General features: G+C 30.8%; 16 protein-coding genes and 1 tRNA gene. 12 read left to right on the top strand and 5 right to left on the bottom strand.

Translation table 4 applies throughout. The annotated features are described in order from the left end of the window. Positions 1-96: 96 nt before the first annotated feature. On the top strand, positions 97-582 hold the full coding sequence (tpx, locus tag MCFN_RS02480) for a thiol peroxidase (RefSeq protein WP_038562006.1): 486 nt from the start codon (positions 97-99) through the stop codon (positions 580-582). Positions 583-654: 72 nt separating this feature from the next. Here the strand turns inward: tpx and MCFN_RS02485 are convergent, their stop codons facing one another. After that, a complete protein-coding gene (locus MCFN_RS02485) occupies positions 655-4,557 on the bottom strand; it encodes a DEAD/DEAH box helicase (RefSeq protein ID WP_051604579.1) in 3,903 nt (1,300 codons plus the stop codon). 30 nt (positions 4,558-4,587) lie between these two features. Then, on the bottom strand, positions 4,588-4,773 hold the full coding sequence (locus tag MCFN_RS03435; RefSeq protein ID WP_051604580.1) for a hypothetical protein: 186 nt from the start codon (positions 4,771-4,773) through the stop codon (positions 4,588-4,590). 178 nt (positions 4,774-4,951) lie between these two features. On the opposite strand from MCFN_RS03435, the gene hisS reads away from it, so the two are divergent. Further along, a complete protein-coding gene (gene hisS / locus MCFN_RS02490) occupies positions 4,952-6,262 on the top strand; it encodes a histidine--tRNA ligase (RefSeq protein ID WP_038562008.1) in 1,311 nt (436 codons plus the stop codon). 76 nt (positions 6,263-6,338) lie between these two features. On the opposite strand, the gene obgE is transcribed toward hisS, so the two are convergent. Together obgE and MCFN_RS02500 are read right to left on the bottom strand one after the other, a co-directional pair. Beyond that, positions 6,339-7,604 carry a GTPase ObgE gene (obgE, locus tag MCFN_RS02495; RefSeq protein WP_038562009.1) on the bottom strand — a complete coding sequence of 422 codons (1,266 nt, stop codon included), beginning with the start codon at positions 7,602-7,604 and terminating at the stop codon, positions 6,339-6,341. A 72-nt stretch (positions 7,605-7,676) separates the two neighbouring features. Further along, a complete protein-coding gene (locus tag MCFN_RS02500; protein WP_038562011.1) occupies positions 7,677-8,525 on the bottom strand; it encodes a Cof-type HAD-IIB family hydrolase in 849 nt (282 codons plus the stop codon). A gap of 393 nt (positions 8,526-8,918) precedes the next feature. On the opposite strand from MCFN_RS02500, the gene deoD reads away from it, so the two are divergent. From deoD to MCFN_RS02545, 9 genes are all read left to right on the top strand, one after another. Continuing rightward, the gene (gene deoD / locus MCFN_RS02505) at positions 8,919-9,632 is read left to right on the top strand and encodes a purine-nucleoside phosphorylase (RefSeq protein WP_038562012.1); all 714 of its coding nucleotides are present in this window, start codon (positions 8,919-8,921) and stop codon (positions 9,630-9,632) included. Next, entirely contained in the window at positions 9,632-10,930 is a 1,299-nt protein-coding gene (locus MCFN_RS02510) for a pyrimidine-nucleoside phosphorylase (protein ID WP_038562015.1), read from the top strand. Before deoD ends, MCFN_RS02510 begins: the two co-directional genes overlap by 1 nt. A gap of 14 nt (positions 10,931-10,944) precedes the next feature. After that, a complete protein-coding gene (deoC, locus tag MCFN_RS02515) occupies positions 10,945-11,607 on the top strand; it encodes a deoxyribose-phosphate aldolase (protein WP_038562018.1) in 663 nt (220 codons plus the stop codon). Between the two features lie 150 nt (positions 11,608-11,757). Continuing rightward, positions 11,758-11,831: transfer RNA gene (locus tag MCFN_RS02520), tRNA-Gly, on the top strand. A 76-nt stretch (positions 11,832-11,907) separates the two neighbouring features. Beyond that, positions 11,908-13,245, top strand: a complete 1,338-nt coding sequence (mnmE, locus tag MCFN_RS02525) for a tRNA uridine-5-carboxymethylaminomethyl(34) synthesis GTPase MnmE (RefSeq protein ID WP_038562020.1) — start codon at positions 11,908-11,910, stop codon at positions 13,243-13,245. 6 nt (positions 13,246-13,251) lie between these two features. Continuing rightward, complete coding sequence (locus tag MCFN_RS02530) at positions 13,252-14,019, top strand: TatD family hydrolase (RefSeq protein ID WP_038562023.1); 768 nt, start codon at positions 13,252-13,254, stop codon at positions 14,017-14,019. Beyond that, the gene (gene rsmA / locus MCFN_RS02535) at positions 14,006-14,788 is read left to right on the top strand and encodes a 16S rRNA (adenine(1518)-N(6)/adenine(1519)-N(6))-dimethyltransferase RsmA (RefSeq protein WP_038562026.1); all 783 of its coding nucleotides are present in this window, start codon (positions 14,006-14,008) and stop codon (positions 14,786-14,788) included. The genes MCFN_RS02530 and rsmA overlap by 14 nt, the downstream gene beginning before the upstream one ends. Then, entirely contained in the window at positions 14,788-15,168 is a 381-nt protein-coding gene (locus MCFN_RS02540) for a hypothetical protein (protein WP_038562028.1), read from the top strand. Before rsmA ends, MCFN_RS02540 begins: the two co-directional genes overlap by 1 nt. Before the next feature lie 39 nt (positions 15,169-15,207). After that, on the top strand, positions 15,208-16,194 hold the full coding sequence (locus MCFN_RS02545) for an NAD(P)H-dependent glycerol-3-phosphate dehydrogenase (protein WP_038562031.1): 987 nt from the start codon (positions 15,208-15,210) through the stop codon (positions 16,192-16,194). A 12-nt stretch (positions 16,195-16,206) separates the two neighbouring features. On the opposite strand, the gene MCFN_RS02550 is transcribed toward MCFN_RS02545, so the two are convergent. After that, positions 16,207-17,034 carry an LlaMI family restriction endonuclease gene (locus tag MCFN_RS02550; RefSeq protein WP_038562033.1) on the bottom strand — a complete coding sequence of 276 codons (828 nt, stop codon included), beginning with the start codon at positions 17,032-17,034 and terminating at the stop codon, positions 16,207-16,209. A gap of 180 nt (positions 17,035-17,214) precedes the next feature. Here MCFN_RS02550 and MCFN_RS03575 point away from each other — a divergent pair, with 180 nt between their 5' ends. After that, positions 17,215-19,596, top strand: a complete 2,382-nt coding sequence (locus tag MCFN_RS03575; RefSeq protein WP_051604581.1) for an MAG6410 family transglutaminase-related lipoprotein — start codon at positions 17,215-17,217, stop codon at positions 19,594-19,596. The last annotated feature ends 35 nt before the right edge of the window (positions 19,597-19,631 follow it).

Raw genomic sequence — 19,631 nt, forward strand, 5'->3', positions numbered from 1 at the left:
TAAAAATGAAGACAATATATATCGTTGAACAAATTGGAAAAATAAAAAGTACTATTCCATTAAGGTATAATTTATATACAATTTTGGAGGTTAAATATGCAAGTTAAATTTTTAAATAACCCAACTAATTTATTAGGTAAAGAAATTAAAGCTGGTGATATATTCCCAGATTTCGTGGGCGTTAAGTTGGACATGAGCGATTTTCACTTAAATTCATTGCCGAAATCTAAAAAATTAATATTCTCAATTCCATCAATTGACACAGGTGTTTGTGAAATGGAAACGACTAAATTCATGAACTTTTTCAAAGATAAAGACTATCCAGTAGTCGCTGTAAGTTGTGACCTACCTTTTGCTTTTGGCCGTTGATGCACAGCTAAGAATAATGAAAAAATCATTCCTTTAAGTGAGTTTAGACATAGAGATTTTGGTTTAAAAACCGGTACAGTTTTAGAAGGTGTGGGATTATTGACGCGTGCAATATTCGTTTTAGATGAAAATAATAAAGTTTTACACGTTGAATATGTTCCAGAAGTTTCTACTGAACCTGATTACGATAAGGTTTATGCTTATTTTTCATAATTAATTACTTATAAAATACTTTAATTTAAACAATAAATACTATAAAAAACACAAATATTTAAATTTGTGTTTTTATTTTTTGTGAGTGTTGTCGTATGTGTCCGCTTTTTCATCGAATACAGCGTTCATCGCATCTAATTCTGCTGTTAAGGATAGCTCAGATGAATTAGTATTTTCTTGTGTTAAATCAGTATTTTTGTGTGTATTTATAAATTGTTTATGATTTTTTGTTCTTTGTTTGTTATCAAAATCATAGTTGTCTAAATCATCCAGAATTTCATTGGTTTTACGTTCGATGTCGTCAGCAACAGAATCTAATACTATTGTGTTTGTGTCTTCAAACATTGATTTATTATTATTTAATAAGTCATGTTGCTGTGTATCAAAATCTTGAACAACACTATCTTCAAGGGTATAATTTTCCGTTCGCTCTGAAGTAGTGTTTTCATCTTGGTTTTTATTAAATCTCGAGTTTTCATAATTTAAGTATTCATTAGCAGATTGAACTTCATTTATTTGATCTTGTATTACATTTTTTTCAGGGATCAAACCTAAATGAATACTAGTTTTTTTCTCAGTTTCAGAGTTGTTTAAAACATTTATTGAATGATCAAATTCAGATAAATCAACGTTATTTATATCCTTTTCAGCATTTTCTCGAACCAAAAGTTCGGTCGGAGGTGGAAGAATTAAGTCTGAATCATTTTCTTCTATCTGCGTATTTGTGCTGACTAAATCATCATTTGAATACATTATTGTACTTGTGTCAATATCGTTTTCTAACTCCATTTCGGGAGATTGCAAAAAACTAAAATTACTTAAATTTTGTGTGTTTAATTGTGTAAAACCTGTATCAATTTGTGTATGTTCAATAGTTTGAGTGTGAGTTTGTTGCACTTGGGTGAACGTGTTTTTGCTTGATGGCGTCTGTGGACTATCTATATATTCTAAATATGGGTCATTACTTGAAAAATTGTTATTTTGGTCATACTTATCATCCTGTGTAATTTGCGTTAAACTATTGTTCGTTAATCCATCAATAGTTAGTGCAGTATCTTCAGATGAATCATTAATAACCTTAGGGATTGGTAATGAATCAAGTTGATAGGTAATATCGTCCTTAATTTGCTCTCATTTTAAGCGATCTAGAACATATAATTTATATTCTTTTGCACGGATAAATTTATTTAAATCTTTAAATTCTAAATATTTTTTTGGATCATTTGCGTACTCATAATCATCAACCATGATAGCAAATGCATTATCATTATTGTATTTCACTAAAAGATCTACATTAAAAGTACCTAATGGATAATCTTGGTAAACTTCAATTCAAGGTTTTTGTTGAACATGTTTGTTCAATGTTTCGTAAATTTCGAAAAATAGCTCAGATTTTTCTTTAGTTACATTTAATTCAATTTCCCTAGTTCTTTGGATATCTAAATTCAAGAATTCTTTTCTTTCTTTATGGTCAAGCTCTAAGAACTCAAGTCATTTTTTAAATGTTCAAACATCCTCATTTTCTTTGGAAATTATAATGTCACTTGACTGAATAGACTTAATTACGATCATTTTATCTTTTGCCCGTGAAATCGCAACGTTTAAGGCGTTACGGCCACCATTACGCCCAACAAATGTTGAGTGGATTTTTGCACTGGCGTCATATCCAATAGTTGCAATAACCAAATCGGCTTCATCACCTTGAATGTTTTCAATATTTCTAAGTAAAAGCTTATTGTTTTTTAGGTTGTCAGCGATTTCTGGATGATATTCAAATAACCTTTTTGTAATCGATTCTTGTTGTGGCGAGTTGAAACATAAAAGAATAATTTTTTCATACTTATTAAGATTTTTTTGCAATAGATCAATTGCAATTTCTTCTTCAATTAAGTTTTTATTGTCAATTCAATGTCCGTTGGCCTCAATAACCTCAATTGCAACGTCGCTATCTTTGATCTCTGCTGAATCAATTACATCAAGTTTTGAATCGTAGAAGTGTTTTGAACTAAAAGTCATTAGTGCCGCTTGTCTTGAACGATAGTTTTTGTTTAATAAAATACTGTGAACGCCAAGCCCTGTAACAAATTCAAGCAATGAAAGTGTAATACCATAAACCGATTCATCATCAGTTACTCTAATTTCAAATCAACTTGAAGGCTTCATTTGTTGGTCATCACCGGCCAACACTTTAATTTTTGCTAAGTAAAGCACAGGTAAACCTTGCTCAACAAATATTTGACTCGATTCATCTAAGACTGCATAATCAAATTCTTCTTTTGACCACGCCGATAAATCGACATCAGGAGTAACAATAATAATTGGAAATAATTTTTTGATAATATTAGCAAATTTATTAATGAATTTATATGGTTCAGTTTTACCAATTCTGACTGTAACAGCAAACTCTGAATACATTTCTTTTTCTTCAGGACTTAATTGCTCATAACGATCAACAATTATTTTTGAAACATATTTTTTAATTTCATTTTCATCGTTTATTTCACGACGATTTTCAGGTGGAATTATTGCTAAAAGTGAATTCATAAATTCAAAATCAGTTAAATCCATATCTGATGCAATATGTTTTAGAGATGCTAAATTAATTTCTGTGCCATTGAAGTGTTCAAAAATACCTTCTGATAACTTAATTAGAGCACTACGTTTGCGTGTGAAAAAATTCCATTGTAAGCGGTTTGTTTTTAATAATCAATTTTGCAGTTCTTTTAGTGTGGCAAAACCAAATTTAGATGGATAAGTGAAAAATGAAGGTAAACTCAGTAAAAACTCCCATTTTTCTTTATTTAAATATGGTAAATAATCGTTAATTAGTGGTAAAATTCGGGCAATCAATTTAAACTTGTGATCATTAGCAAAATCAGCGATTGAGCTTACATATTTAAGTTCTCTAGCGCTTAAAATTCGTAATGGCTTTAAATTATCATCTTCATTAAAATGTTCAATAAAATCTAAATATTCTTTTAATGGTTTATAAAAAGCTTTTTTGTTAACACTTGCTGTGTTCAACATGAATAAACAAAAAGACTTTAATGACCCCATACGGTTTCTAATAACCTCAAGAGCAGCTTTTTTTTGAGAACAAACAACAGCTGTTCGTTTATAAATCAAGATATTAGTTAATAAGTTAACAATAGTTTGTGATTTACCTGTTCCGGGAGGACCTCAAATCACTGTGTTTTGAATTAATGAAGATGCAATTGCTTGATCTTGGCTAAAGTTTGTAGGTGTAATGCGGAATAAACTTTTTTGTGGGTGAAGAACAAAATTTTCAACATTATCAATGTATTTTTGTTTTTTAAACTCAGTAGTAATAATTTTATTAATCTCACCGTTTTTAATAATTTCCATCATTCTGTTGCGAATATAACCACCTGATGGTTGAAATAAACCTAAAACAACACCGGGACAAAATTCAAGAGGTTCATTAGTTATTTCTTCCGGACCTTGTATTTCAAATTCGCTGTTAAGTGGTGCTAAATTAGGATACATTTTACTTCAATTATGTTTTAGAGCTTCATAAAACTCACGAATACTTAGATTCTCTGGTTCAATTGAAGTATTAACATCAAAATTAGCATTATTTAATAAAAACAATAATTTTTCATTGGGTTTAATACCGCTAATTGAATATAAACGAGGTTTTGAATTGTCAAGGCTGATGTTCACTTCCTTTAAAAACAATGGAGCATAAATACTTTTACCTTCTATATTCACTTTAACATACATAAATCCGATGTGTATCGGTCAAATATTAGTTTGTTCATATACTTCTTGAGCACGGTTTAAAAACATTGACCATTTAACTGATTGCTTTTGATACTGGACAATTAAATCGTCAGCTATTTTTTTAACACTTGTTTTAAAGTCACGTTTCAGCATGCGCAATTTGTAATCATTTACATTAATTTTATTTTCCTGAATTATTGCGAATGCTTGGTGATAGTCTTCACACTCCATTAGTGCTTTTGCAACTGTGTAAAATTTTTGCTATAAAATGTCAATATTAAAGTCTTTGCTATTATAAATTTGATCAAAAACGTCTTTGCCAAAGGTTTTATAAAAATCAAAGAAATATGTATTATCTATCTTTGTAAAGATAGCTTTATCCCCCGCACTCACTCCTAAAAGATTGCTTAAGATTGTTTTGTATTTTTTCTCGTTCTCAGTAAACATGATATTTCACCTTCCTAATTAATACTTAAATTATTATATTAAATGTACGTGATTTTGTAGCATTAATACTATAAATTAATTAATATTTGATGTTGGCGAAATATCTCATAATACATTTTTACACGGGCAGAACACACTTTTTGTATAATATAGATTAATATAAAGCAATGGAGGGAAAATGTTCAATCGAATCAAGGGAACAAGGGATTATTCGCATAAACAAGCAATTACGACGGAAACCATTCGTTCTATTTTCATTAAATCATCACAAAATTTCAATTTTAACTATGTTGAAACACCAATTATTGAGCCAGCGCAGCTTTTTAAGCGCTCTGTTGCAGGCAGTGATATAGTTAAAAAAGAGATGTATGAATTTAAAGATAAAGGTGATCGAGAAGTTGTTTTAAGACCTGAAGGTACCGCCGGATTTGTGCGTGCTTTCATTGAAAATAAATGATATTCAACTGAAGCAGTGCAAAAATTCTCATACTTTGGACCAATGTTTCGTTATGAACAACCACAAAAAGGGCGTTATAGACAATTCTATCAAGCAGGTGCTGAATATATTGGAGAGGCTAATCCGTATATTGAAGCCGAATTGATTTCTTTTGCACAACAAATTTTAGGAATCATGGGTATAAATACAGTGCTAAAAATCAATTCAATAGGTGATCAAGAAGCTAGGGATAAATATCAAAATGAATTAAAAAAATACTTCGCTAAATACAAAAACGATCTATCACAAGATTCTCAACAAAGACTTGAAAGCAATGTTTTACGAATTCTTGACGATAAAGAAGATTCTAAAAAAGATTTTGTTAAAAAAGCACCTAAAATCAATAATTTTTTAAACCAAAACAGCAATAAATATTTTTATGACCTACTTTCAATTCTTGACTACTTGGAAATAAAATATCAAATTGATTACTCATTAGTTCGGGGTCTAGATTACTACGATGAAATCGTGTATGAATTTGTTTCAACATCTAAAAATAAAGGATCACAATCAACAATAATTGGTGGGGGTAGATATTCAAATCTTATTTCAGACCTTGGCGGCCCAAAACTTGCTGCAAGTGGTTGAGGTTTTGGTGTAGACAGGGCCGCAGATATTTTATTTGAGGATGATTTAGTTCCAGATAATTCAGAGTTAGAAAAAGTTCATATTACAATTGGATCAACCAATAAAGAATCAATGGATTTTCTATTGTTAATTTCAAATAAATTCCGTTCGCTTGATGTCAATGTTGAATTTATTAAAGATGTGTCTAAAAGTAAAAAAATATTTGAAAGAGCAAAAAAACTAGATTCTGATTTTTTAATTATGAATGATACAGTAAATAATAATCCAAGGTTTTTAGCAAAAAACTTAAAAACTAACGATAAAATTTACTTCACAGATTCAGAAGATGGTTTAGTAGATCTATTTCAATTTCTCGAAGACAATGAACTTAGACAATTTCAAGAATTAGATGACTATCTTGAATAAGAAGTTGTGTTTTACTAATAAACACATTTTACTATTGTTTAAGTAAATTAAAAAAAGAGCAATAATTGCTCTTTTTTTAGTATTCTCCGTCTCATTCAAATTCATATTCAAATATTCTAACATTATCACCTGTTTGAATACCTTTTTTTATTAATTCATCTCAGACGCCAATTTTTTTTAAAATATGATTAAATCTTAAGAGGTTATCGTAGCTAACTAGTGGAATTTTGTCATATAATTGCTGGATTTTTGGTCCACTAATTTCAAAATACCCTGCATATGGAGAAATCACCTTATAATCTTCTTCAAGTTGAATTTCCACAACTGAATCATCTTCAATTTCTTCAGTCGGTTTCAATTTGTTAAGTTCAATTAGTTCAAGTAATTCTTTTTTAACCTCGTCAAGATTTTCAACACCTAAGGCACTAATTTCAACAATCTTAGTATGAGGATATTTTTCTTTAAATTTAGCAATATTAACCGCAAAATTTGGTAAATCAGACTTATTAGCTATAACTAATTGATCCTTATTTTCAAGATTTAAGCTGTATGATTTTAACTCTTGGTTAATTATTTCAAAATCTGCGATCGGATCCTTGTATTCGCTACCAAAATCAATAATGTGAGCAATTACACGGCAACGCTCAATGTGGCGTAAAAATTGAATACCTAATCCTTTTCCTTGTGATGCCCCTTCAATTAATCCAGGCAAGTCTGCAATTACAAATGATTTGTCATAATATTTAACCATCCCTAGTTGTGGCACTAACGTTGTAAATTCATATTCAGCAATTTTAGCTTTAGCATTACTTATTGCACTCAATAATGTACTTTTTCCAGCTGATGGCTTACCAACAACACCGACATCTGACATTATTTTTAAAACAATATGAGCTTCATATTGCTCGCCTTTTGTACCGTTTTCACTTATTCTTGGAGCGGTGTTCCGTGGAGATTTAAATTTCATATTGCCACGGCCACCTTGACCGCCTTTTGCCACCAAATATTCTTTTGGCTCAATAATATCGGCAACTACTTTACCATTTTTATAAACAACTGTACCAATTGGAACTTGTATATATTTATCTTTTCCCGCAGCTCCATATAGGTTTTTCGGGCCACCATTAACTCCATCATCAGCAGTAATTTTTTTGTTTCCGTATAGTGATAAAAGAGTATTTTTTCCTAAATCACCTACAAAATAGATATTACCACCACGGCCGCCATCGCCGCCGTCTGGCCCACCTTTATCAACGTGGGCCTCACGGCGAAACGAAATCATTCCATCACCACCTTTTCCAGCAATCAGCTGAATTTTAATTTCATCAATAAACTTCGCCATTTAACCCTCTCTTTTTACGCATATTAGACTTAAATGTTTAGAAAAACAGTCTTTTATACTGATTATATATAATTAATCATCATCTTCATCAATAATATTAGGTTCAGTTTTATCAACCTCGCCTGAATTAAATTTCGATAAATAATCTAAAATCGCCAATCCCAATCCATGTTCTTGGACTGAACGAGTAACATATTTAGCTTTTTCTTTTACAAAGTCTTTTGAGTTGTCCATTGCATATGAATAATTGAAACGTTTGAACATACTAAAATCGTTTTCGCTATCTCCAATTACCATAACATCATTTGTTGAGTGCTGAGTAAAAATATTTTCCAACATTCAAAGAATCGCTCTGCCTTTTGATGCTCCTTTCGGAAGGATTTCAAGATTCATATGTGTTTTAATTAATTTAACATTGAATTTTTTTAGTTTTTCCATCAATTCATCAACATTTTCAGTCATCTCAAAGTATACCTCGATTTTTGATACTTTTTTGATTTCTTGACCTTCATAAAGTTCAAATTGATCGAAATTTTCATATTTGAAATAGATTCTATTTAAAAATTCTTTATCGTCCTCACGAAAAATATAAAAAGCATCCGAACTTCAACCAGCTGCTGAAATTTTATGTTCTCTAAATAAGTCGAAAATTTTTTTAACATCTGCTGGTAAAATAAATTCTTCACGAACAAATTTATAATGCTTAAAATCATAAATTTGTACACCACTAGATCCAATAATGTAGTCAGCGTTTGTTAGTTTTGCTAACTTAAACATTTTTGGACAAATAGGGTTACCAGTTGCAATATTGAAGCTTAAATTATTATTTTTAATAACATTTAAATTACTAATTGATACATAACCATTTGAAGTGTAAATTGTACCGTCGACATCGCTAAAAACTATAGGTTTCTTTTTCATAGAATCTCCTTTTTTTGAAAAACTTAATATTTTTTATAAAAGCTAAATAATAATACACTTAATGAATAAATTTCATTGTTAAATTAACAAAAATTAGTGGCTAAATAAACTTTTTTGCTCAGTGTGGCTTGATAAAATTCTATGTTTATACACGTTTTTTACTGAAAAAATCTATTAATTTAAATTTATCCCTTGTTGTTATTGTGCCATATTATTTTCATATTAAAAATTTAGATTTAAGTTATTGTGGTTACAATCTACAATCCATTATACATTAAAAGTGGTAAAATTAAGTTATAAGATTTATGCTTATATTTTTATTTATGAAAGACAGTATATTTAAATCGCACTTTATCAGGTTTCACTAGACTTTCAGCAAAAAAGGAGATATTTATGATACCAACACCACACATACATGCAAAGCAAGGCGAAATTGCCAAAACAGTATTAATGCCAGGGGATCCTTTAAGAGCCAAATTTATAGCCGAGACATTTCTTGAACCTGGTTTTAAATTAGTAAATACAGTAAGAAATATGTTTATTTACACTGGAAAATATCAAGGAAAAGAAGTTTCAATAGCCGGCTCAGGAATGGGATGTCCATCAATTGGAATTTATAGCTATGAATTATTTGCTTTTTATGGCGTTGAAAATATTATTCGTATTGGCTCAGCCGGTGCTTATGTTAAGGAACTAAAATTATATGACACAGTTCTTGCTACACACGCAGTTGCTGACAGCGACCATTTTCGTAGATTAGTTTTAGGTGCTCAACATGCATCAAAAGTCTCAAAACCATCTCAAGAATTAAATAATAAAATTATTGAATCAGCTAAAAAACAAGGTATCAAACTTGTTGAAGGAACAATTCACTCGTCAGACGTTTTCTATTCTGCTCAAACATTAGAAGAAAGAATTAAAGACACTGGTGCTATTTGTGTTGAAATGGAATCAGTCGCTTTATTCACAAATGCTGAAAAATTAGGTAAAAATGCTGCTTGTTTATTAACTATTTCAGATAACATAGCTACTCATGAGGTAACAACCGCCGAAGAAAGACAAACAGCATTTACAAACATGATGAAAGTTGCTTTAGGTATCTTATAATGCGTATTGTAGATTTAATTGAGAAAAAAAGATTAAATAAGCGTCTTAGCGATGAAGAAATTGCTTATTTAATTAATTCTTATGTTGCAGGAGAAACTCCTGATTATCAGATGGCTGCTTTTATAATGGCAGTTATGTTCAACGGAATGGCTAAAGATGAGATTGCAACCTTTACCAAAACTATGATGTATTCAGGTGATGTAATTGATCTGAGTTCAATTCCTGGAATTAAAGTTGATAAACACTCAACTGGTGGAGTGGGAGACAAAACTACGCTAGCCGTAGCTCCAATCGTTGCCGCTTGCGGAGCGCCGGTAGCTAAAATGTCAGGGCGTGGTTTAGGCCATACCGGTGGCACCTTGGATAAACTTGAATCAATCCCTGGTTTCAACTTCTCATTAACTGAAGAACAATTTATTAAACAAGTTAAAAACCACGGTATTGCAGTAATTGGTCAAACTGGACAATTAGTGCCGGCTGATAAAAAATTGTACGCATTACGTGATGTAGTAAATTGCGTGCAATCAATTCCACTAATCGCTTCATCAATTATGTCAAAAAAACTTGCTACTGGTTCCGATGCTATTTTATTAGATGTCAAATGTGGTAATGGCGCCTTCATGAAAACAGAAGAAGAAGCGATTGATTTAGCACAAACCATGATCAATATAGGAAAGTCTCTTAACGTTGATGTTAGAGCTGAAATTACCAACATGAACCGCCCAATCGGTCGTGAAATCGGAAATAAAAATGAGGTTTTAGAAGCGATTAGAACTCTTAAAGGGGAAGGGCCGAGTGATTTCAATGAACTAGTTAAGTCTTCTTGTGCCACAATTTTGTTACAATCTAAAATTTGTGACAATTATGAACAAGCTCAGGCTAGGGTTGATGAAGTAATTCAAAATGGAAAAGCCTTAGAAAAATTCTATGAAATGGTTAGAATTCAAGGTGGCGATGATCAAATTATCAGAGACGAAACAAAATTCTGAAATCCTCAGTACAAAACTGAGGTCAAAGCTGAGCGAGATGGTTATCTAGAAATTTTTGACTCACTAACTTTTGGCATAGTAGCAATGAAGCTGGGTGCAGGTCGTGCTAAAAAAGAAGATCCAATTGATTTTGAAGCAGGTATTACTTTAAACAAAAAAACAAATGAAGAAGTTAAAAAAGGTGAAACTATATTCACTTTGTATTCTTCAAAACCTATTGATATAAAACTAATTGATGAATTAAAAAACTCATACAAATTCAATGATAAAAAAGTAGAAAACAAAATAATTATTGCAAAATTATCTTAATAAAGAGGTATAAAATGAATTACAATAAAATGATTGACCACACTTATCTAAAAGCTGATGCTACGGTAGCTGAAATTGATAAGTTAATTAACGAAGCGATTAAATATGATTTTAAAACAATCTGTGTTAACTCATCATGAGTTGCCTATGCAAAAGAAAAACTGCAAGGAACAAATGTCGGAATTACATCTGTAATCGGGTTTCCATTAGGAGCATGTTTAAGCAACGTAAAAGCATTTGAAGCGGCAGAAGCAGTCAGAGCTGGTGCTGACGAAATTGATATGGTAATTAATATCGGTAAAATGAAACAAGGTGACTATAACTTTGTTCTTGAAGACATTAAAACAGTTAAGGCATCACTCCCAAATAATGTTTTAAAAGTTATTGTTGAAACCGCTTTACTAACTAATGAAGAAATTATTAAAGTTACTGAAATTGTTATGGAATCAGGAGCTGAATTTATTAAAACATCAACCGGCTTTTCAACACGTGGGGCTAATTTAGAAGATGTTAAAATTATGAAATCTGTTTGTGGTGATAAATTATTAATTAAAGCAGCTGGTGGAATTAGTAATAAAGCTGATTTAATCGCAATGGTCGAAGCCGGAGCTAATAGATTTGGCACAAGTCGTTCAATTGCAATTATCGAAGGTAAGGAATCGAACGAAGGATATTAATTAAGTTAACACACATTTTGTGTGTTTTTTTGTTTTTTTCAGTCATATTTAGAAATAAAGTCAAATCTAAATGCCGAAATTTTCAAAAGAAAAATTAAATAAAATTGCTTTTATAATTATTTTTTTGTTTTATAATTATAAAGCAGTTATGCGGATGTAGTTCAATGGTAGAACTCCAGCCTTCCAAGCTGATTATGCGGGTTCGATTCCCGTCATCCGCTCCATTTGTTTAGAATAAACACCAAAAAGCAGCATCTCTGCTTTTTTTATCAATTTTAGAATTAAGGTAAAATGTTATATATGATTAATGACACAATCGCAGCCATTTCATCAGGTGGCAAAATTAACCAAGCTATTTCAATAATTAGAGTTAGTGGAGAAGATAGCATAAATATAGTCTCTAAAATTTTTAGAGGGCGAATCGGAAAGAAAAATACAATTACTTTTGGCCAAATTGTTGATAACTTCAACAACGAACGTGTCGTTGATGAAGTTTTAGTTATGTGGTTCATCGGGACGCAAACATTTACTGGTGAAACAACAGTTGAAATCAATTGCCATGGCGGGGTAGTAGTTACCAACAGGATTCTTGAACTTTTACTCCAAAACGGAGCTCGCCTAGCCACACCAGGTGAATTTAGTCGCCGTAGTTTTTTGAATGGTAAAATGGATTTAATAAAGGCTGAGGCTATCAATGATTTAATACATGCACAATCACTTAGTCAAACTCAACTCGCAGTACAAAAATTCGATGGACAAACATCTAAATTAATTGATGAACTCCGCCAATGAATAATGAACTTAATTGGCCGTATCGAAGTTAACATTGACTATCCAGAGTATGACGACGTTGAACGAATTTTAGAAAATGGATTAAAAGAAGAATTAGAAAAAATTCAATTGAAAATGCAAAAATTAATACAACAAAGTGAAAACTCACGCTTAATTTTTGAAGGAATTAAAGTAGCTATTGTTGGCAAGCCCAATGTTGGTAAAAGTTCACTATTGAACTATTTAGTCGGTGAGAAAAAAGCTATCGTTACTGATGAGGCAGGAACAACAAGAGATGTGATCGAAACATCATGACAGTATAATGGTCTTTTATTTAAATTAATTGATACCGCCGGAATGAGAGAGGCTAGCGCAAAAGCGGAACAAATCGGTATTCAAAAAAGCTTTGACCAAATTTGCAAAGCTGATATCGTAATACACGTTTTTGACACTATACAAGATGAAAATGAATTCGATCAAAAAGTAACCGATTTAGCAAGACAATATAATAAAGAGGTTATAAAAGTTTATAACAAAAATGACTTAATTGATGCACCAGCCGGTACCATCAGTATTAGCGTTAACGAAGGAAAAATTACACCTTTACTTGACGCTCTTGCACATAAATTTACACAAATTGATTTAGATAATGCAGAATATTTAACTAACGCTCGTCAATTATCGCTTATCAAAAAAGCCCATAAATCAGTCCAAAACGCCTTAAACGCTCTTGAAAATAATATTTATGCTGATATGGTTATAGTAGACATAAATGAAGCGTGACAAAACTTGTCTGATATTGCTGGCAGAGCAGATAATGAGGACTTATTAGATGATATGTTTAAAAATTTCTGCCTTGGAAAGTAGGTATTTATGTCTTTAAAATTCGTTGATGTTCATACGCACCCACTCAAAGAGTATTACTCAGAACCAATTGAAATTATCAAAAAAGCACACGATTCTGGGGTATCTATCATGATTCTTACAGGATGTTCACTCAAAGAAAATAACGAAGTTAAACAACTAGCATCACAATTTCCGTTTACTTATCCCGTTATCGGCGTACACCCTAATAATGCAACAGGCAAAAACGACGGTCTCTTATTAGAAGAACAAGTTAATGAGGATGTTGTTGCAATTGGAGAAATCGGCCTTGATTTTTACTGAGATTCAGTACCAAAACACACACAAATTGAGTCATTTCACTCACAAATTCAAGTTGCTCAAAAACATAAATTGCCCGTTGTTATTCATATGCGCGATTCATATGACCAATTATTTGAAATAATTAGTCACTACCCTGATGTTAAATTCATGATCCATACTTTCAGTGGAAACCTAGAATGAGCTAAGAAATTCGCAGAAATAGGAGTGTATTTCAGTTTTTCAGGAGTAGCAACATACAAAAATGCTCAGCAAACTATTGAGGTAATAGATTGATTACCGATTGATAAAATATTAACAGAAACTGATGCGCCATATCTTTCACCCGCAACAAAACGTGGCGAACAAAATGTAAGCCAAAACGTAATCGAAACAGCGATTTTTATAGCCGGTATTAAAAAAATGCCGATTGAAAAATTTGTTAAACAGGTATATAAAAACACAAAGGAATTCTTTAATCTTAATGCAAAAAAATAGCGATCCTAAAGCAAAGAAAAAATACGGACAAAATTTTATAAATGATCCTAAACTAATTTCTCAAATTATTGAGATTGCCAATGTATCAGGCAAAAAAATAATCGAAATCGGCCCTGGAAAGGGGGCTCTTAGTTACCATTTAGCAAACTCGGCTTCTAATTACATAGCATTTGAAATAGATCCTGAAATGCGTGAGTATTTAATTAAAAATAATATTTTAAAACCGGATCAAGTTAAACTACAAGACTTTTTAAATACTGATTTAAGCCAGTATAACGATTATGAAATAGTAGGAAATATTCCGTACTATATTACAAGTGAAATATTGCTAAAAATATTTGATGCACACAAAAACTTTAAAAAAATAACCTTAATGGTTCAAAAAGAGGTTGCTGATCGACTTTGCGCCCAACCAAATAGCCCTGATTATTCAAAATTAACATTAACAGCACAGTATCTAGCTAATATAAATCTAGATTTAAAAGTTGGTAGAGAAAAATTCGATCCAATTCCAAATGTTGATTCAGCAATAATAACTCTCGAAATGAATAAAAGTGAAGAACAAACCCAACAATATAAAGAATTAAAAGACTTTTTCAAATTGTGCTTTTTAGCACGTCGCAAAAAATTATCCTGAGCTCTAAAAACTCAGTATTCTCAGGAAAAAATACTGAATGCCTACGCAAAACTTAACTTAAATGAAATGGTTAGGATACAACAATTATCTTTAGAACAAGTAGTTGATATTTTTAATGAATTGAGTAAATAATGAAAATTTGAGAATACGACTTTAACGATGAAATAAAATATTTTAAAGAGAATAATTCTCTTGACGAGAAAAAACATAAAATGAATTTAAAAAAAGCTGAGTTTTTTACTTTAATTTGCCTAGTTATTTGAATGGGTAATGCCATTTTACACTGATTTTTTAGTTATAATACTCTTATAACCGGGATCGTATTAGCCTTATTTATAATTCTTTCAACAATCTCTTTTATTTATGCATTTAGTTTATGATTTGTTTCTTTATCTTACTGAAAAACATTTAAAAATTTAAGTATTAATAATGAGAAAAAATCAAAGAAATGGTATAAATTTTACAAAATATCCAGTTTTGATTGAACAAGTTTTAAGACGCTTTCTAAATAAAGTAAAATATATTAACTTTATACAAATATTAGGAGTCTAATGAGTAGAAATTTTGTTATGTTAGGTACAGGTGCTTGATCATCAGCTCTAGCATCCATGTTGAGTAAAAATGGACACAAAATTAAAATGTGGGGAATAGATAAATCGGAAATATTAGATATAAATAAAGGTGTTAATACAAAATATTTTGCATCTTCAAAATTTAATAATCCTGAAAATATTGAAGCTACATCCGATTTAAAATATGCCCTTGAAAATGTTGACATTATTGTGGTTGCAGTGCCAACTCCAGTGATTTCACCAGTACTAACACAGGTTAAAACACACCTTGGCAACCGGAAAATTAGCATCATAAATGTTGCTAAAGGAATTAACCCTGAAACAAAAGAATTTTTCTCTGCAGTTATCAAAAATGCAATAGGTTCTAATTTAATTGATATTTGTTCAGTTATCGGACCATCATTTGCTATTGATGTATTCAATAATAAGATGACTATGGTGAATGCAGTAGGTGAAAATATTGAATTTTTAACAAAAATTACAAATTATTTCACCACAAGCTCTTTTAAATTGATACCAAATACTGATGAAAAAGCTAGTGAAACTTTTTCGGCATTGAAAAACGTTTTAGCAATTGGAATGGGTATTGCAAGTGGTCTATTCGACTCACAAAATTTATTACCAGCTCTAATTTCACTTGGTCTTAAAGAAATTTTTCAAATTGCAAAATTCCTAAGCCCCGAAACTTCTGATACTGTCGGCTATGAATTAGCAGCTGTTGGTGACATAGTTTTAACCTGTTTAAATCCAACTAGTCGCAACTTTAGTTTTGGTCTAGAAATTGCAAAAAATGGTGTTCAAAAAGCGATTGCGATGAACGTGAAAACGGTTGAAGGTTATAACACTGCCAAAATTCTTGAAAAAATTTTACAAAACAAAAAAGCACCGGAAGCCCCGTTCATCAGTAACATTATCAGTGTTTTACTACACAATTTAAATCCAAGAGAAATTTTAAACTTCATTTAACTCCTAAGGGAGTTATTTTATTTCAATATTCGCAACACGATCTCAGTATATATTGTTAGCAGATTCTCAACGAGCATACGTTCTATGGTTTTCAGCGTTCATTTCGCACGAATATATCACATTACCCTCTTCAACTTGTTGCACTCAATCTCTAAAAGTTAATTTATATCCAAATTTAATACTGCGATAATATCCCTGATGGTCGCTTTTAACTACGCAAAATCCTTTACCTTCATACTTATCCTCAAAACGACTTTGCAAACTACGACCATTGAATATACCATTTCGCTTAACTTTGGTATTTTTTCTCCCAAATCATTGAGCTAAAATTACATTTTCCTTTTGCAATCTAAAATCTACAACTTCATACTTATTTATTCTCTTATCCTCAGAAAAATTATAAATAATACTAATATCGCTATTGTCTTCCACTCGCAATATTAACCCACAATAATTACTGCATTTTGTTTGAATACAATTTTCACCATTTCAATAGTATCTATTATTTCTATCAAAATCGCCGGCAAACATCAGAAGAAAAGATACTCTTCTTTCAGCAGGCGTGTTGCCAGGAAAAATTTCTAAATAATCAGTTTGATTATAAATATAATAATTTGGTGTCCAATCACCAAAATTTATCATCTTTTCTGATTCAATTTTTAACTCATAACCAACATCAGAACAAATACATTCTCCATTATAATTAAGTCCAAATTTCTGTTCTAATCAATGTTTATTAATCCTATTATCAATATCAAAATCTAAAACGCTTGGGCGTTTATTTTTAATTTTATTTCTAAAAATACTCACGATGTACCAAAGGGCTTCTTGTTTACGCAATTTATTACCTACACATAATATATGATATTAAAGAACTTATTTAATAAATTTAAATAGTACTTTTTTAATAAAAAATGAGTAAAAATACACTTATAAATGAATTTTTGCATATAATTAATAAAAATTACTAAATATAATTTGTATATAATCTCCAAAATTGTAAAGGTGGTACTTGTGAAAATGAAAAAAGTTATTTTATTGCCTATTATCTCTACGTCAAACATTGCATCGGTTGCATTTTTAGCTATTAGTTGTAATGCAAATCAAGATACACAACAATTACCCGAAAACATCGAAAAAACAAGGGTAACACAAAAAAATAAATTACAGAATCAATATAATGAGAATAATCATTCAAAAACCCAGAAAATAACACCAAATCATTCAATAACCACTGACAGCGAACTTAATGCTAAGAAAGTAACATCCGATGATTCTTTCAATGAAAAGACAACTCGTAAAGTAGAATCGAACTCAAAAAATCTAAATGAACAAACGCAATTAAAAAAGCCAATAAATAAAAAACAAGAACCAACTAACCAAAACAATTCAAAACCAAAAAATAATATCTCTGTTTCAAAGACTGAAAAAATCACTGAAACTGCGCCAAAAAGCAAAATCAACGAGCCAATTGATAAAATTATTCAGCATAACCAAGATGTTGAGAAAAAAATTGATGATAATTCCATTTCTAGCAAAATGAATGAGCAAGAAAAAATAGTTTATCCTAAACAATTTACTCCTAAATTCATTCCAACCACAATAAATGAAGAGGAAATCAAAAGAAAAATTTTAAGCACAAAGAAAACAACTTTCAATTATTTTTCTCATCCTAATTATTCAATTAAAAACACTGGGCAAATACTGAATTCACACACAAAAAATCAAATTAAATTAGAACTAATTGATGAGCAAGGAAATACAGTTAATGGTGTAAAGTGATATGTAATGCAACATTATCCACAAGATAATGTGTTCCCAGCCGAAGCAACATACGCCAATCCAATCGTAGATCTAAAAAAGGATGGCACAATATCAGCTCTCCCTTTTAATCATGAAGATAGATTTGCAGAAATATGAGCAGAATACCAAGGCGCTTTATTCAGAACAACTATAAAAGTTCTGAATTTTGAACATTCCCTTGATGAATGGCAAGAAGAGCAAGCAAGACAAGAAGCGATCAAAATATCACAAGATTGACACAATTTATCACCTTTCCAAAAGGCGTTAAACGCCTACGAATGAATCACAAAAAACGTCGCCTATGAAGAACGTGGAGAAAAAGTGGATCAGACTGCATATTCTTCGATCATTGAAAAAAGATCTGTTTGCACTGGATATACAAGAGGTTTTAAAATGTTTATGGACATACTAGGCGTTCCTTGCCAGTCGCTAACAGGTGATGTAGATGATGATTCAATTGGGCATGAAAGACATATTTGAAACTTAGTTGAGTTAGATGACGGCTGATATCACGTTGATGCAACCTGAGGAATTAATAGACACAAGCCTGGTGATAATAACTATAACTACTTTTTATTAGGTAATGATGATTTTGGTCAAAATCGTGACTTCATAAAACCCGATGAATCAATCATGGGCAAAAAATATCGTTTTGCAATGATAAAAAATTATGCGCCTGATGTTGAAACTGCTGAAAAAATAATCGAACGAACAAAATTAGAAAATCCCGATTCAAAAACTTTATTATTACAGTTCCCTCTTAAATTTGAACAACATAGGAAAATCAGTGATTTAATTACGAAAAATATTAGTCCATATGGCGCTCAACATACAAGTCAGAATAGATCATTTAATATTTACAAGTTTGGTTATCAATTTTGAAATTCAATTAGGAGTAATCAAACAAATATAAGTAAGCATCCATTAGAGCTTGTTGTTGATAATGATTCCAAATTTATCCGGATTAAAAATACAAAAAATATTGATATAAATGTACAGAATATTGAGATAGAAGGGGCTTTTATTGAAAAAATTGAACGCAATGGTGATGATACATTAATTTATTTAAATAACTTTAAACAAATTGGTGAAAATGAAGTTTCAATTAGTATTTTTAAATTTAATTATGATTTTAACGTTAAAAACCAAAAACTAAAATTCAATGTTACTAAACACAATAAACCTGATGCGTATTTCGAAGCTAAAGACCCAAAATCGGGAATTTTAAAAAATGTTGATTCAACAATGGAATATAGAACAGGTAATGGCCAGTGACATAACATCAATAATTCCGAAGTTGAGCTTACTGATGTAGGTACCAAACCTATTTCAATCCGTGTTAAAGCGACCCCTGGCATTGCTGCCTCTGATATTCAAATAATCCAAACACAAAAACATCCCGATATTCGTGGAGCTAAGGTGTTCGAAGGAAAAATTATCGGTGTCGACAAATCAATGCAATATCGCAAAATCAACACCAATGATTGAAATGAAATTACCACTCATCAAATAAGCGGTCTAGATAGAGGCACTTATGAAATCAGAGTTAAACCTGGTAAAAATATTTTACCTTCGGAATATGTTGTGCTAACAATTTAAAATATAAAAAATAGTAAAAATCAGTATTCAATATC

It is taken from the genome of Mycoplasmopsis californica (assembly GCF_000695835.1).
Classification (GTDB): Bacteria; Bacillota_I; Bacilli_A; order Mycoplasmatales; family Metamycoplasmataceae; genus Mycoplasmopsis; species Mycoplasmopsis californica.